Source organism: Allobosea sp., from assembly GCF_030695125.1.
Lineage (GTDB): Bacteria > Pseudomonadota > Alphaproteobacteria > Rhizobiales > Beijerinckiaceae > Allobosea.
Map to the genome: position 1 here is coordinate 192,053 of NZ_JAUYTP010000036.1, position 12,758 is coordinate 204,810.

General features: G+C 67.3%; 16 protein-coding genes. 11 read left to right on the plus strand and 5 right to left on the minus strand.

Annotated features, from left to right (window positions below; genetic code table 11):
* The first annotated feature begins 216 nt into the window (after positions 1–216).
* The 9 genes from Q8S38_RS15475 to Q8S38_RS15515 all read left to right on the plus strand — a co-directional run bounded on the left by Q8S38_RS15475 (position 217) and on the right by Q8S38_RS15515 (position 7,629).
* Positions 217–1,422, plus strand: coding sequence for a cysteine desulfurase family protein (locus tag Q8S38_RS15475; protein WP_305681317.1), 1,206 nt, complete (start codon positions 217–219; stop codon positions 1,420–1,422).
* A gap of 60 nt (positions 1,423–1,482) precedes the next feature.
* A complete protein-coding gene (sufB, locus tag Q8S38_RS15480; RefSeq protein WP_305681318.1) occupies positions 1,483–2,952 on the plus strand; it encodes a Fe-S cluster assembly protein SufB in 1,470 nt (489 codons plus the stop codon).
* Entirely contained in the window at positions 2,952–3,173 is a 222-nt protein-coding gene (locus tag Q8S38_RS15485) for a hypothetical protein (RefSeq protein WP_054143439.1), read from the plus strand. The genes sufB and Q8S38_RS15485 overlap by 1 nt, the downstream gene beginning before the upstream one ends.
* 123 nt (positions 3,174–3,296) lie before the next feature.
* Positions 3,297–4,049, plus strand: a complete 753-nt coding sequence (gene sufC, locus Q8S38_RS15490; RefSeq protein WP_069055126.1) for a Fe-S cluster assembly ATPase SufC — start codon at positions 3,297–3,299, stop codon at positions 4,047–4,049.
* Complete coding sequence (locus tag Q8S38_RS15495) at positions 4,049–5,398, plus strand: SufB/SufD family protein (protein WP_305681319.1); 1,350 nt, start codon at positions 4,049–4,051, stop codon at positions 5,396–5,398. The genes sufC and Q8S38_RS15495 overlap by 1 nt, the downstream gene beginning before the upstream one ends.
* A complete protein-coding gene (locus tag Q8S38_RS15500; protein ID WP_305681320.1) occupies positions 5,398–5,607 on the plus strand; it encodes a tautomerase family protein in 210 nt (69 codons plus the stop codon). The genes Q8S38_RS15495 and Q8S38_RS15500 overlap by 1 nt, the downstream gene beginning before the upstream one ends.
* 4 nt (positions 5,608–5,611) lie before the next feature.
* Positions 5,612–6,850: an aminotransferase class V-fold PLP-dependent enzyme gene (locus tag Q8S38_RS15505; protein ID WP_305681321.1), complete on the plus strand. Its 1,239-nt coding sequence runs from the start codon at positions 5,612–5,614 to the stop codon at positions 6,848–6,850.
* A gap of 62 nt (positions 6,851–6,912) precedes the next feature.
* Positions 6,913–7,251 carry an SUF system Fe-S cluster assembly protein gene (locus tag Q8S38_RS15510; RefSeq protein WP_305681337.1) on the plus strand — a complete coding sequence of 113 codons (339 nt, stop codon included), beginning with the start codon at positions 6,913–6,915 and terminating at the stop codon, positions 7,249–7,251.
* A 39-nt stretch (positions 7,252–7,290) separates the two neighbouring features.
* The gene (locus tag Q8S38_RS15515) at positions 7,291–7,629 is read left to right on the plus strand and encodes a hypothetical protein (RefSeq protein WP_305681322.1); all 339 of its coding nucleotides are present in this window, start codon (positions 7,291–7,293) and stop codon (positions 7,627–7,629) included.
* Between the two features lie 24 nt (positions 7,630–7,653).
* Here Q8S38_RS15515 and Q8S38_RS15520 read toward each other — a convergent pair whose 3' ends face one another.
* Positions 7,654–7,986 (minus strand): hypothetical protein, encoded by a 333-nt coding sequence (locus tag Q8S38_RS15520; RefSeq protein ID WP_305681323.1) that lies wholly within the window; start codon positions 7,984–7,986, stop codon positions 7,654–7,656.
* 169 nt (positions 7,987–8,155) lie between these two features.
* Between Q8S38_RS15520 and Q8S38_RS15525 the strand changes: the two genes are divergently transcribed.
* Complete coding sequence (locus Q8S38_RS15525) at positions 8,156–9,043, plus strand: PhzF family phenazine biosynthesis protein (RefSeq protein ID WP_305681324.1); 888 nt, start codon at positions 8,156–8,158, stop codon at positions 9,041–9,043.
* Between the two features lie 159 nt (positions 9,044–9,202).
* Here the strand turns inward: Q8S38_RS15525 and Q8S38_RS15530 are convergent, their stop codons facing one another.
* Both Q8S38_RS15530 and Q8S38_RS15535 read right to left on the minus strand, forming a co-directional pair.
* On the minus strand, positions 9,203–9,592 hold the full coding sequence (locus Q8S38_RS15530) for an MmcQ/YjbR family DNA-binding protein (RefSeq protein ID WP_305681325.1): 390 nt from the start codon (positions 9,590–9,592) through the stop codon (positions 9,203–9,205).
* A gap of 16 nt (positions 9,593–9,608) precedes the next feature.
* The gene (locus tag Q8S38_RS15535; RefSeq protein WP_305681326.1) at positions 9,609–10,685 is read right to left on the minus strand and encodes a malate/lactate/ureidoglycolate dehydrogenase; all 1,077 of its coding nucleotides are present in this window, start codon (positions 10,683–10,685) and stop codon (positions 9,609–9,611) included.
* Between the two features lie 188 nt (positions 10,686–10,873).
* On the opposite strand from Q8S38_RS15535, the gene Q8S38_RS15540 reads away from it, so the two are divergent.
* Positions 10,874–11,257: a HesB/IscA family protein gene (locus tag Q8S38_RS15540; RefSeq protein ID WP_305681327.1), complete on the plus strand. Its 384-nt coding sequence runs from the start codon at positions 10,874–10,876 to the stop codon at positions 11,255–11,257.
* Between the two features lie 19 nt (positions 11,258–11,276).
* Here Q8S38_RS15540 and Q8S38_RS15545 read toward each other — a convergent pair whose 3' ends face one another.
* The gene (locus Q8S38_RS15545) at positions 11,277–12,335 is read right to left on the minus strand and encodes a GGDEF domain-containing protein (protein ID WP_305681328.1); all 1,059 of its coding nucleotides are present in this window, start codon (positions 12,333–12,335) and stop codon (positions 11,277–11,279) included.
* A 311-nt stretch (positions 12,336–12,646) separates the two neighbouring features.
* A partial coding sequence (locus Q8S38_RS15550; RefSeq protein ID WP_305681338.1) for a triose-phosphate isomerase occupies positions 12,647–12,758 on the minus strand: 112 nt, incomplete at its 5' end.

Below are 12,758 nucleotides of genomic sequence, written 5' to 3' on the forward strand. Positions count from 1 at the left end.
CCGCGTGCGCCCTACATCAGGGCACTTAGAATGGTTCTAACGGCCGTGAACAAGTCGGGAACAAGCGCGGATGCCGGTTGTGGCACGGGCGCTGTCCCCGGCCAGACCGGTTTGGATGGGCGGCTATAGCACGGTGCTGGGGTCCCAATTCAAGCCTTTCGTGCCGGATGACGCCGACATGACGAGATCGACAAGGCAAATCGGAGCATCCAGAGAGTGACCGGGTCGGCCCGCGCCTATCTCGACCACAACGCCACCACCCCGGTTCGCCCCGAGGTGGCGCAGGCGATGGCGCGCGCGCTGGCGATGCCCGGTAACCCCTCTTCGGTCCATGCCGAGGGCCGGGCGGCCAGGGCCGCGATTGAGCGGGCGCGCGAGCAGGTCGCAGGCCTGGTCGGCGCGAAGGCGTCCAACATCGTCTTCACCAGCGGCGGCACCGAAGCCAATGCGACGGTGCTCTCGCCCGGCCTGATGGATTGCGATGGCGGGCGCGACTGCGTCCGCACCCCGGCCTCGCTGCTTCTGCTCGGCGCCACCGAGCATCCTTGCGTCCGCGACGGTCATCGCTTTCGTAAGGACGCCGCCGAGGCGATCCCGGTCGGTGCCGATGGACGGGTCGATACGGCCTGGCTTGCTGAGCGGATGGAGCGTTTCGCCACGGAGCATCCGGGCGCGCGGGCGCTGGTCTCCGTCCATCTCGCCAACAACGAGACCGGCGTGATCCAGCCGGTCGCCGAGATCGCGGCGATCGCCAGGCGGTTCGGTGCGCTGGTTCACAGCGATGCCGTCCAAGCCGCCGGCAAGATCGCCATCGACATCGAAGCGCTCGGCGTCGATGTGCTGACGCTCTCGGCCCACAAGCTCGGCGGCCCCAAGGGCGTCGGCGCGATCGTTTTCCGCACCGGCGCACTCGAACTCGCCGACAAGCCGCTGCGCGGCGGCGGGCAGGAGCGCGGCTGGCGGGCCGGCACCGAGAATGTGCCGGGCATCGTCGGCTTCGGCGCGGCGGCCGCCCTCGCCGGGAGCGCGCGCGAGGCCGAGGCGGAACGGCTCGGCGGGTTGCGCGACAGGCTGGAAGCGGGATTGCTGGGGCTGGCGCCGGAAACGGCGATCTTCGGGGCATCCGCGCCGCGCCTGCCCAACACCAGCGCCTTCGCGACGCCCGGCCTCACGGCGGAGACGCTGCTGATCAAGCTCGACCTCGCGGGCGTTGCCCTGTCCTCGGGCTCGGCCTGCTCGTCAGGCAAGGTCAAGCGCTCGCATGTGCTGGCCGCCATGAATATAGACCCTGCCATGAGCGCAGGGGCCTTGCGGGCGTCGCTCGGATGGACCACCTGCGAGGCCGACATCGACCTCTTTCTCGCGGCCTATGCGAAAGCGCTGGCTGCAACCTCGGATCGGAGCGCGCGGGCTGCCGCCTGACGCGCTGCGCACGACAAAGACCAAACCGGCGGGCCTTGAACCCGCGACAGGAGAGTAGACATGGCAGCGGTCCAGGAGACCATCGATCAGGTCAAGTCCATTGACGTGACCGAATACAAATACGGCTTCGTCACCGAGATCGAAGTCGAGAAGCCCACCAAGGGGCTGACCGAGGACACGGTCCGCTACATTTCCGGCCGCAAGAACGAGCCGGAATGGATGCTGGAATGGCGGCTCGACGCCTTCCGCCGCTGGAAGACGATGACCGAGCCGGCCTGGTCGCGGGTGAACTACCCGCCGATCGACTACCAGAACATCTATTATTATGCCGCCCCCAAGGGCCCGGCGCCGCAGTCGCTCGACGAGGTCGATCCGGCGATCCTGGAGACCTACAAGAAGCTCGGCATCCCGCTCAGCGAGCAGGAGATCCTGGCCGGCGTCGCGCCGGAGAACCGGGTCGCCGTCGACGCCGTCTTCGACTCGGTCTCGGTGGTGACGACCTTCAAGAAGGAGCTGGCCCAGGCCGGCGTGATCTTCTGCTCGATCTCGGATGCGATCCACGAGCATCCCGAGTTGGTGAAGAAGTACCTCGCCACCGTCGTGCCGGTGACCGACAACTACTTCGCGACGCTGAACTGCGCCGTCTTCACCGACGGCTCCTTCGTCTACATCCCCAAGGGCGTGCGCTGCCCCATGGAGCTGTCGACCTATTTCCGCATCAACGAGCAGAACACCGGCCAGTTCGAGCGCACGCTGATCATCGCCGACGAGGGCTCCTATGTCAGCTATCTCGAAGGCTGCACGGCGCCCAAGCGCGACGAGAACCAGCTCCATGCGGCGGTGGTCGAGCTGATCGCGCTCGACGATGCCGAGATCAAGTACTCGACCGTCCAGAACTGGTATCCGGGCGACTCCGAGGGCAAGGGCGGCATCTACAACTTCGTCACCAAGCGCGGCGACTGCCGGGGCAAGAACTCCAAGATCTCCTGGACGCAGGTCGAGACCGGTTCGGCGATCACCTGGAAGTACCCGTCCTGCATCCTGCGCGGTGACGGCTCGCGTGGCGAGTTCTACTCGATCGCGGTGTCGAACGGCGCCCAGCAGGTCGATTCCGGCACCAAGATGATCCATCTCGGCAAGAACACGACCTCGAAGATCATCGCCAAGGGCATCGCGGCCGGGAAATCCGACTCGACCTATCGCGGTATGGTCTCGGCCCACCGCAAGGCGACGGGCGCGCGCAACTTCACCAATTGCGACTCCCTGCTGATCGGCGACCAGTGCGGCGCCCACACCATCCCCTACATCGAGGCCAAGACCGCGACCGCCGTCTTCGAGCACGAGGCCACCACCTCGAAGATCGGCGAGGACCAGATGTTCTACTGCCAGCAGCGCGGCCTCTCCGAGGAGGAGGCGGTGGCGCTGATCGTCAACGGCTTCGTCAAGGAGGTGCTGCAGCAACTCCCGATGGAGTTCGCCGTCGAGGCGCAGAAGCTGATCACGATCTCGCTCGAGGGGAGCGTGGGGTGATGAACGACAAGGTCGAACATCTCATTCTCGAACATCTGCGGGCGATGCGTGCGGATATGTCGTCGATGAAGGACGAGATGACCGGCATGCGCGGCGAGATGATCGTGATGCGGCAGCATATGGCGGGCCTGCTTGGCTCGCAGGCGCTGCATGACGGCGAGATCGCCGGGCTGAAAGCCCGGATCGACCGCATCGAGAAGCGCCTCGAACTGGTCGAATGATGCTGATCGACTGACCTGCCATGGTCGGGCCCGGCCCGACCTTATCGCCACTCTTCACTGTTCAAGTCGTGGATGCTCGGCACAGGGCCCAGCATGACGCGGCGGAAATCCGGACCTGAAACCATGCTCGAAATTCGCAACCTCGTCGTCAAGATCGCCGACGAAGACAAGCAGATCCTCAACGGCCTCAACCTCACCGTGAACGACGGCGAGGTCGCGGCCATCATGGGGCCCAACGGCTCCGGCAAGTCGACGCTGAGCTATGTCATCGCCGGCAAGGAGGACTATGAGGTCCTCGACGGCGAGATCCTGCTCAATGGCGAGAATGTGCTGGAGATGGAGGCCGACGCCCGCGCCGCCGCCGGCATCTTCCTGGCCTTCCAGTACCCGCTGGAGATCCCCGGCGTCGCCACCATGACCTTCCTGAAGGCGGCGATGAACGCCCAGCGCCGCGCCCGCGGCGAGGCCGAACTGCTGACGCCCGACTTCATCAAGGCCGTCAACGGCGCCGCCGACAAGCTTGGCATCGCCAAGGACATGCTGCGCCGGCCGCTCAATGTCGGCTTCTCCGGCGGCGAGAAGAAGCGCATGGAAATCCTGCAGATGGCGCTGCTCTCGCCCTCCATGTGCATCCTCGACGAGACCGATTCCGGCCTCGACATCGACGCGCTGCGCATCGTCGCCGACGGCGTCAACGCGCTGCGCGACAAGAGCCGCGGCTTCCTGGTCATCACCCACTACCAGCGCCTGCTCGACCACATCATCCCTGACACCGTCCACGTCATGTCGAAGGGCCGCATCGTGAAGACGGGCGGCAAGGAGCTGGCGCTCGAGCTCGAGAAGTCGGGCTACGCGGCCTATGTGGAGGCGGCGTGATGTCCGTCGTCACCCCGCTGAAGACGGCGGCCGAGCAGGCGCTGAGCGCCCAGTTCGCCGCCGCCAAGGCCGAATTGCCCGGCGCTCTGCCGGTCCGCAAGCTGCGTGAGGACGCCTTCGCCGGCTTCGAGGCCAAGGGCTTGCCCCATCGCCGGCTTGAGACCTGGCGCTACACCGACCTGCGCGGCCTGCTGCGCGAGGCGCGGCCGCTCGCGCAGAGCGCGCTCGTCAGTGACGCCGTGCGCGCGCGTCTGGCCGAACTGGCGCTCGATGGCGTCCGGCTGGTGCTGGTCGATGGCGTCTTCGTCCCCGAGCTGTCGACGCTGGAGGGGCTGCCCGAGGGGCTGAGCGTCCAGAGTCTGGCCGATGCGCTGGTTGCCGGCCGCGACGACATTGCCCGTGTCCTCTCAGGACCCGGCGTCGCCGATGCCGATGCCGGGCTGATGCTCAACACCGCCTTGATGCGCGACGGCGTCTTCATCGAGATCGCCGCGGGCACGGAACTGGCTCAGCCGGTTGCCATCGTCTCGCTCGCCTCTGGCGAGGAGGAGCGCGCGCTCTTCCACCGCTCGGTCGTGCTGGCCGGTGCCGGCGCGAAGGCGACGATCATCGAGATCAGCGAAAGCGCTGGTTCCGCCGCCTCGCAGATCAACGGCGCGATCGTCTTCGAGACCGGCGACGAGAGCGATGTGCAGCATCTGCGCATGGTCACGCGCCATGTGCCCGAGACCGTCCAGGTGCTGAGCCTGCTCGCCACGGTCGGGGCGCACGCGAATTTCGAGTCCTTCGCCCTGGTCTGCAACGCCGGCACGCTGCGCCAGCAGCATTTCGTCCGCTATGCCGGCGAGCACACGCAGATCGGCCTGCGCGGCGTCAATCTGCTCGGCGGCTCCGAGCATTCCGACGTCACGCTGGTCATGGACCATGAGGTGCCGCACGGCACCAGCCGCGAGATGTTCAAGTCGATCATCGGCGGGGAGGGCACCGGCGTCTTCCAGGGCAAGGTCATCGTGCGCCAGCACGCCCAGAAGACCGATGGCAACATGAAGAGCAACGCGCTGCTGCTGAACGATGGCGCGACCATGTTCAACAAGCCCGAGCTCGAGATCTTCGCCGACGACGTCGTCTGCGGCCATGGTGCGACCGTCGCCCAGATCGACGGCGAGCAGCTCTTCTACCTGATGGCGCGCGGCCTGCCGCGGCCGCAGGCCGAGGCGCTGGTGCTGCAGGCCTTTGCCGGCGAGGCGGTCGAGTTCGTGCAGGACGAAACCCTGCGTGGCCTCGTCATGGCCGAGATCGAGGCCTGGCTCGGCAAACGCGAAGCCTCCTCCGTGGTGAGTGCGATCTGATGCCTTACGTCAATCTGCAGATCACCAAGGGCGCGACGCGGGCCCAGAAGGCCGAGATCGTCAAGGAGTTCACGCAGACGCTCGTCCGCGTGCTCGGCAAGAACCCGCAGAATACCCATATCGTGATCCAGGAGATCGAGCGCGAGGATTGGGGCCATGCCGGCGAACTGGTCGCCGACAAGGCTGCGGCCTCGCCGGGAAAGGCTTGAGGACATGAACGCGCTGGTGAAGCCCTACGACATCGAAGCGATCCGCCGGGATTTCCCGATCCTGTCGCGCGAGGTCTACGGCAAACCGCTCGTCTATCTCGACAACGCGGCCTCCGCCCAGAAGCCGGAGGTGGTGATCGAGGCGATGTCGCGGCTGATGCGCGAGGACTATGCCAACGTCCATCGCGGGCTGCACTATCTCGCCAACGCTTCGACGGAAGCCTATGAGGGCGCCCGCGAAAGCGCGCGCCGCTTCCTCAACGCCGCTCATATCGAGGAAATCGTGTTCACGCGCTCCTCGACGGGCGCGCTCAACACGATCGCCTCCTCGCTTGGCCGCCATCTGCAGCTCGGCGAGGGCGACGAGATCATCCTCTCGATCCTGGAGCACCACTCCAACATCGTGCCCTGGCACTACTGGCGCGAGCGCCATGGCGCCGTGATCAAATGGGCGCCAATCGACGAGGACGGCAACTTCCTGGTCGAGGAGTTCGAGAAGCTGATTTCGCCGCGCACCAAGGTCGTGGCGCTGACGCATATGTCGAACGCGATCGGCACCATCCTGCCGATCCCCGAGATCGCCGCGATCTGCCGGGCGCACGGCCTCCCGCTGGTCGTCGACGGCAGCCAGAGCGCAGTGCATCTGCCGGTCGACGTCCAAGCGCTGGGCTGCGACTTCTACTGCTTTACCGGCCACAAGACCTATGGGCCGACCGGCTCCGGCATCCTCTGGGGCAAGCGCGAATGGCTTGAGAAGCTGCCGCCCTATGAAGGTGGCGGCGAGATGATCGTCACCGTCACCGAAGACACGGTGACCTATAACGACCCGCCGCATCGTTTCGAGGCCGGCACGCCCGCCATCATCGAGGCCGTGGGGCTGGGCGCCGCGCTCGACTACATGATGGCGCTCGGCGCTGAGAACATCGCCGCCCATGAGGCGCGGCTCGGCGCCTACGCGATGCAGCGTCTCGGCGAGATGAACTCGATCCGCATCTTCGGCAAGGCGAAGAACAAGGGCGCGATCGTCGCCTTCGAGATGAAGGGCGCCCATGCCCACGACGTTGCCACGGTGATCGACCGCGCCGGCGTCGCGGTTCGCGCCGGCACCCATTGCACCATGCCGCTGATGACGCGATATGGTGTGACATCGACCTGCCGGGCCTCATTCGGCCTCTACAACACCATGGACGAGGTCGACAGGCTCGTCGAAGCCCTGCAAAAGGCCGAAAGCCTGTTCGCTTGAGTAGGATTGTGAAGCCCATGACCGACACCGTCGCCGACGAGATCAAGCCCAACGCCCCGACCATGGGCGCCGGCACCGGCCTTCCGCCGGAGGAGATCGACCGTCTGACCGATGACATCATCGCGGCGCTGAAGACGGTCTATGACCCGGAGATCCCGTCCGACATCTACGAACTCGGGCTGATCTACCGCGTCGACATCGCCGACGACCGCCAGGTCGCGATCGACATGACGCTGACCGCCCCGGGCTGCCCCGTGGCGGGCGAGATGCCGGGCTGGGTCGAAAACGCGGTCGCCACGGTCAACGGCGTCTCCGGCGTCACTGTCAGCATGACCTTCGACCCGCCCTGGGACCAGTCGCGCATGTCCGACGAGGCCAGGGTCGCCCTCGACATGTGGTGAGGCTGGACGGCCCCCAGTAGGGCCGCCATAGTCACCACCATGCGCTTCACGAAATGGGACTATGTCGCGTTTCCTGTGCTCGCGGCCCTCGCGATCGGCGTGTTCTATGGTGCCTTGCGTCTGGTCGGCTTCTTCGGCCTGGGTGTTCTCGGTCTCGTCATTGCCCTCATCGCGGTTCGGATGGATCTGGAGCGAGACGCCGCAAGTGCAGAGCCTCGGGTGATCGAGGAGCAGTTCAAGGCGCGCGACCGCATGTCACGCGCCGAGCGGGCCGATTTCCGGGCAGCGCAAAAGGCGAGGCTGAAGCCAATCTTCGTCGCGCAGGTCGTGGCGGCCGGGTTCGTCATTCTCGGCTTCGGGTTTCACTTTCTGCTTTGAAAGAAGGATCTGGCGGCGCGCAGGCTACTCCTGCTTCGTCTGCGACCCATCCCGGTCGCGGCCATGGCCGTTGCCGCTCGTGGCGTCGCCATCCTTCGACAGCACGACCGGGTTGGCGCTGGTGAGCCCGTCCTTGTTGGGGCTGGGCGTGCCTTCGCCATACTGCCCGGCGGCATCCTGCCGGATGCGCTCCGCGACCTCGCCTGAATCGGAATCGTAAGGCGCGCTCGGTCCCGTCGGATGGGACGAATCCGGGCTCGGCCCTGGACGCTTCTGATGCTGCTCGCCGGGCTGGCCTGGGCGGCGGGGCGTGTCGTGCCCGGGCTGGCCGAGGGGTTTTCCGGTGTCGTTGGCCATGGCGATCTCCTGTGCGCGTCCCCGTGAGAACCGGGGCGGGCGGCAATCGTTCCGCGTCGTCGATCACCAGGGCTGATCGATTGCATCTGCGAGCGTGATTATCGCCGCGCCGTGATCGGTGGCATCAAGCCGCCCAAGGCCGCGCCCCTCGCGCGGCGGGGAGACAACCATGCGCCACTATGCCTATGAGACCGTCGACGTGTTCACGCAAACCCGCTTCGGCGGCAACCAGCTCGCGGTGTTCACCGACGCTCGGGGCCTGTCGGATGCCGAGATGCAGTCGCTCGCCGCCGAGATGAACTACAGCGAGACGACCTTCGTGCTGCCCCCGGCGGACCCCGCCAACACGGCCCGCGTGCGCATCTTCACCCGCACCCATGAAATGCCCTTTGCCGGCCATCCCAATGTCGGCACCGCCTTCGTGCTGGCCCGCCATGGCCGCGACAGCGGCGGCGTGCTGCGCTTCGAGGAGATCGCCGGTCTCGTCGAGGTCAAGGTCGCCAGCGACGCCGCCGGCGAGATTTCCGGTGCCACCATCGCCGCGCCGCAGCCGCTCTCGACGGGCGTCGAGCTGCCGGCCGAGGCGATCGCGGCCTGCGCCGGGCTTAAAGCCGAGGATGTGCTCGTCAGCAGGCACAAGCCGATCCGCGCCTCGGTCGGCGTCTTTTTCGTCCTGGCGGAGGTGACCTCCGAGGCGCTGGCGCGCGCCACGCCGGACCTCACCCGGTTCCGCGCCCTGCGCGACGCCACGCCCGGTCTGGAGGGGCGGCTCTCGCTGTTCCTCTATGTCCGCGACGGCCAGTCGATCCGCGCCCGCATGTTCGCGCCGATCAGCGGCACCTGGGAGGACCCGGCCACCGGCAGCGCAAGCGCGACACTGGCGGCCCTGCTGCTGTCGCTCGATGGCGGCGACAGCGCGACCTTCACCCTGACCCAGGGCGTCGAGATGGGCCGCCCGAGCCTGCTGCAGCTCACGGCGCGCCGTGATGCGGATGGCATCCGCGCCACCGTCGGCGGCTCCTGTGTGCCGGTGTTCAGGGGCGAGGCGCTGCTGTGAGGGCGAACTGACAAGGCATTGCAAGAAGGGGCGCCGTCATCCCGGGCGCAGCGCAGCGAAGACCCGGGATCCCTTCCGGAACCTCACCGATCGATGCTCCGGAATGGATCCCGGATCGGCGCCGCTGCGCGGCTTGTCCGGGACGACCCGCTTATGGGGCTACCCCTGGCGGGAACGGGAACGGGTTGGGACGTCGAGCCCCAGCTCAGCCCGCGCCCGCTTCGTCAGCCCCGCTGCGACCAGCCGGTGGCTCTCGCGCAGATAATCCTCCAGCGCGTCATCCGGCATCGTCTCGTCGGTCAGGCGCTGGATCCAGCTCATGCCGCGCGAGGCGAGATAGGGGGCGGGGCGCAGGCCCGGTTGCTCCTTCAGGATGTCGAAGCTCGCCCAGGAGCATTTGAAGGTCACCGAGAGCGCGACGCCGTCATCGGTGCGGGCGATGGCGAAGACCTTGGCGCCGACCTTCCAGACATGGGCGCCGCCCCATTGCACGACGCTGCTGGTGGCCGGCAGGCCGGAGCAGAAGGCGTTGTAGCCGTTCAGCGTCATGGTGGGGCCCGTCTCGTCAGTAGCGCTCGGCGTCGACGCCATGGGCGGCGGCGGCAGCCCTGATCTGCGACCAGCTCTCGTCGTCGAGCGGGATGCCGGCCGCCCCGCGCTCGATCCGCATGGCGCGCTCCTTCTCGCCCGGCGTCAGCACCGGATCGGCCGCGTCCTGCGGCCTGGCCGCCCGGACAAAGGCGAGGTAGCTCTCGGTGCGCTCCTTGCGCAGGGCTTCGCTGGGCTCCAGCCTCGCGGGATCGATCAGGATTCCGAACAGCGAATTGATGATCCAGCTCTTGGCCGGCTTCTGGTCGATGCGGGCTGCGCCCATCAGACCGGCCGACAGCAGCTCCGCGATCAGCGACAGGCCCGCGCCCTTGTGGTCGCCGAAGGGCAGAAGCGCACCGAGCGCCTCGCCCTGCGCGAGCGCGTGCGGGAAGACGTGGCGCGGCTCCGTCGTCGGGCGGCCCTCGCCGTCGATGATGAAGCCCGGCGGCACGGCGACGCCCTTGTTGAGCGCGACGCGGGCCTTGCCATGCGCCATGCGGCTGGTCGCGAAATCGAGGATGATCGGGTCGCCGCCCGGCACGGGGATGCCGATCGCATGCGGGTTGGTGCCGAAGCGCGCCTCCTTCGCACCATGCGGCGCCACGATCGGCGGACGGCCGGCGACATTGACCCAGAACAGCGAGATCAGCCCCTGCGCAGCCGCGGCCTCGGCATAATGGCCTATGCGGCCGATATGGTGGGCGTCGAGCAGGTTCAGGATCGCGACGCCGCCGGTCTTCGCCATCGTGGCCGCCTGCTCGACGGCGTTGCGGGCGGCAGGCTGGCCGAGCGCGACGCCCGCATCGATGATCAGGAACGGCGCCGCATCGAGCCGCGTCTGCGGCCGCGAGGCCGGGGACAGGTTCCCGTCGGCGAGCGACTGGAAATAGAGCGGCAGCATGCCGATGCCGTGGCTGTCATGGCCGCTGAGATTGGCCAGCACCAGATGCTCGGCGGTCTCGGCCGCGGCCTCCGCGCTCCAGCCAGCGGCGACGATCATGTCCTGGACGAGGGCGCGCAGCGATTGCGGACTGTGGGTGCGGTAAGCCATGGGAGGATGTCGCCGGGGTGATGCCGAGGGAGGAGGCGTCACAGTGCATGGCGCAGGCGGCCATGCAACATCCTGGGCGCGGCATCGCCCTGCGTGCCCACACCTCGACCTTTCCTTCGGCAATCCTTATGTAGGAGGGTGCAATCTTGCTTCATCGGGCCTTGAACCCGATTGGGGAGGGACGACGGATGTTTTCGATACCCGGCCTGAAGGTCGTTTCGCTGACGGATGCCGCCGCGGCGCGGATCCGCGAGATCATGGCGCAGTCGGATGGCGCGGAGCCGGCGCTGGGCCTGCGCGTCGGCGTCAAGAAGGGCGGCTGCGCCGGGATGGAATACACCTTTGAGATTGCGCGCGAGGCCGCCAAGGGCGACGAAGTGGTCACCGAGAAGGGTGCGACCGTCATCGTCGACGGCAAGGCCGTGCTGTTCCTGCTCGGCACCGAACTGGATTTTCGGACGGACCGCTTCTCGTCGACCTTCGTCTTCAACAACCCCAATCAGGTTTCGGCCTGCGGCTGTGGCGAATCGGTCGAGATCAAGCCGCGCGCGGAGTCCGCCCCCGCCCACTGAGTGGCCGGGACGGTCCTCGTCAGGCGACGCGGCTGGCGGCTTCGACCGCATCTTCGGTGACGGTGCGGTTGCGGCCGGCGCGCTTGGCCGCCATCAGCGCCTGGTCGGCCCGCTCGGTCAGGGACGCCGCCGTGTCGCCGCGCGAATAGCTGGCGACGCCGAGGGAAATCGTGATGCGTCCCAGGTTCTCGTTGGTCGAGCGCTTCACCAGCTCGCGCGTCAGCAGCGCCTGGCGCACGGTCTCCGCCCCGAACTTGCCCGCGATCAGGTCGGCATCGGGCAGGATGACGGCGAACTCCTCGCCGCCGAAGCGGGTGATGATCGCCTTGTCCTTGAACTTGTCCTTCATCGTGCGGGCGACGAGCCGCAGCACCTGATCGCCCGTGAGATGGCCATGGGCGTCGTTGAACTGCTTGAAGAAGTCGATATCGGCCATCACCAGCGCAAAGGGTTCGCGCCGCAACGTCGCCTGGTCGATCGACTTCTGCAGCATCTCCTCGAAATGGCGGCGGTTGGCCAACCCCGTCAGCGGGTCGGTCAGCGCCTCGGCCCGCGTCGATTCGAGCGCCTCGCGCAGGTTGCGGATTTCATTGGAGCTGTCGCGCAATTGCGCCTCGAGCTTCGTCTTGCGCGTGACCTCCTCGCGCGTCGACATCACCAGCGCCTCGACCCATTCGCGCAGCTTCTGGCGGTCGGCAGGCGGGGGCACGTCCTCCGACATGGCGGAGAGGCGGCCATGATAGCGCTCGCTCGAATCCAGCGCCTTGTCGACGAGCGACATCAGCCCATCGATTTCGCCCAGAACCTGCAGACTCGTGCGCTCGGCATGGCGCGCGAGGCGCTCGGTGCCGATGAAACGGTCATAGAGGCTGTCGATGTCGGCGGCGCCGACGCGGCCATCGCTTCCGGTGATGATCGCCTGCATCGCCATGGTGACGGCAGGGACCTCGCCGCTGAGATGGGCGTACCAGACCTCGAAGGCGCGCGGATAGGTCGGTGACCCGTGCTCGCGCATCGCCACGACGACGCGTTCGGCGAGATCGTCCGGCGGGAAAAGGGGCGGCGCTTGGTCGCTCATGCGATCAACAGTCCGGACAAGAGACAGACATAGCCGCAAAGCTCTGGCAGCCCCGATGAAGAATCGAAGCGGGACATCCTGTCCGTGTCAACGGCGGCATGCGCCCCTCCGTGGGGCGGCGCCTGAACCGCGCCCACGAGGTGACCTTAGGCCATCCTGGTTAAAATGCCGTTGATGAAACGACTTAGCCGACGCGAACGGGACGCATCAGAAAGGCCGGCACGTGATCGCCCAGACCCTTCACCTTCGGCCCGTCATCATCGTCGCGGCGGCGCGGCTCGGCGGAGCGCTCGGGCCGGGCCGGGCGGGGCTCAGCGGGCGTGGAACTGGATGATGCCGGCGAAGTCATCGGCCACCAGGGAGGCGCCGCCCACCAGCGCGCCGTCGATGTCGGGCTGGCCCATGAGCTCCACGGCGTTGGCG

Bases quoted from the DNA above. Each gene is read 5' to 3' on its own strand.
- sufB (WP_305681318.1), top strand. From the start codon at position 1,483: ATGGCAGCGGTCCAGGAGACCATCGATCAGGTCAAGTCCATTGACGTG.
- Q8S38_RS15485 (WP_054143439.1), top strand. From the start codon at position 2,952: ATGAACGACAAGGTCGAACATCTCATTCTCGAACATCTGCGGGCGATG.
- sufC (WP_069055126.1), top strand. From the start codon at position 3,297: ATGCTCGAAATTCGCAACCTCGTCGTCAAGATCGCCGACGAAGACAAG.
- Q8S38_RS15495 (WP_305681319.1), top strand. From the start codon at position 4,049: ATGTCCGTCGTCACCCCGCTGAAGACGGCGGCCGAGCAGGCGCTGAGC.
- Q8S38_RS15500 (WP_305681320.1), top strand. From the start codon at position 5,398: ATGCCTTACGTCAATCTGCAGATCACCAAGGGCGCGACGCGGGCCCAG.
- Q8S38_RS15505 (WP_305681321.1), top strand. From the start codon at position 5,612: ATGAACGCGCTGGTGAAGCCCTACGACATCGAAGCGATCCGCCGGGAT.
- Q8S38_RS15510 (WP_305681337.1), top strand. From the start codon at position 6,913: ATGGGCGCCGGCACCGGCCTTCCGCCGGAGGAGATCGACCGTCTGACC.
- Q8S38_RS15515 (WP_305681322.1), top strand. From the start codon at position 7,291: ATGCGCTTCACGAAATGGGACTATGTCGCGTTTCCTGTGCTCGCGGCC.
- Q8S38_RS15520 (WP_305681323.1), bottom strand. From the start codon at position 7,986: ATGGCCAACGACACCGGAAAACCCCTCGGCCAGCCCGGGCACGACACG.
- Q8S38_RS15525 (WP_305681324.1), top strand. From the start codon at position 8,156: ATGCGCCACTATGCCTATGAGACCGTCGACGTGTTCACGCAAACCCGC.
- Q8S38_RS15530 (WP_305681325.1), bottom strand. From the start codon at position 9,592: ATGACGCTGAACGGCTACAACGCCTTCTGCTCCGGCCTGCCGGCCACC.
- Q8S38_RS15535 (WP_305681326.1), bottom strand. From the start codon at position 10,685: ATGGCTTACCGCACCCACAGTCCGCAATCGCTGCGCGCCCTCGTCCAG.
- Q8S38_RS15540 (WP_305681327.1), top strand. From the start codon at position 10,874: ATGTTTTCGATACCCGGCCTGAAGGTCGTTTCGCTGACGGATGCCGCC.
- Q8S38_RS15545 (WP_305681328.1), bottom strand. From the start codon at position 12,335: ATGAGCGACCAAGCGCCGCCCCTTTTCCCGCCGGACGATCTCGCCGAA.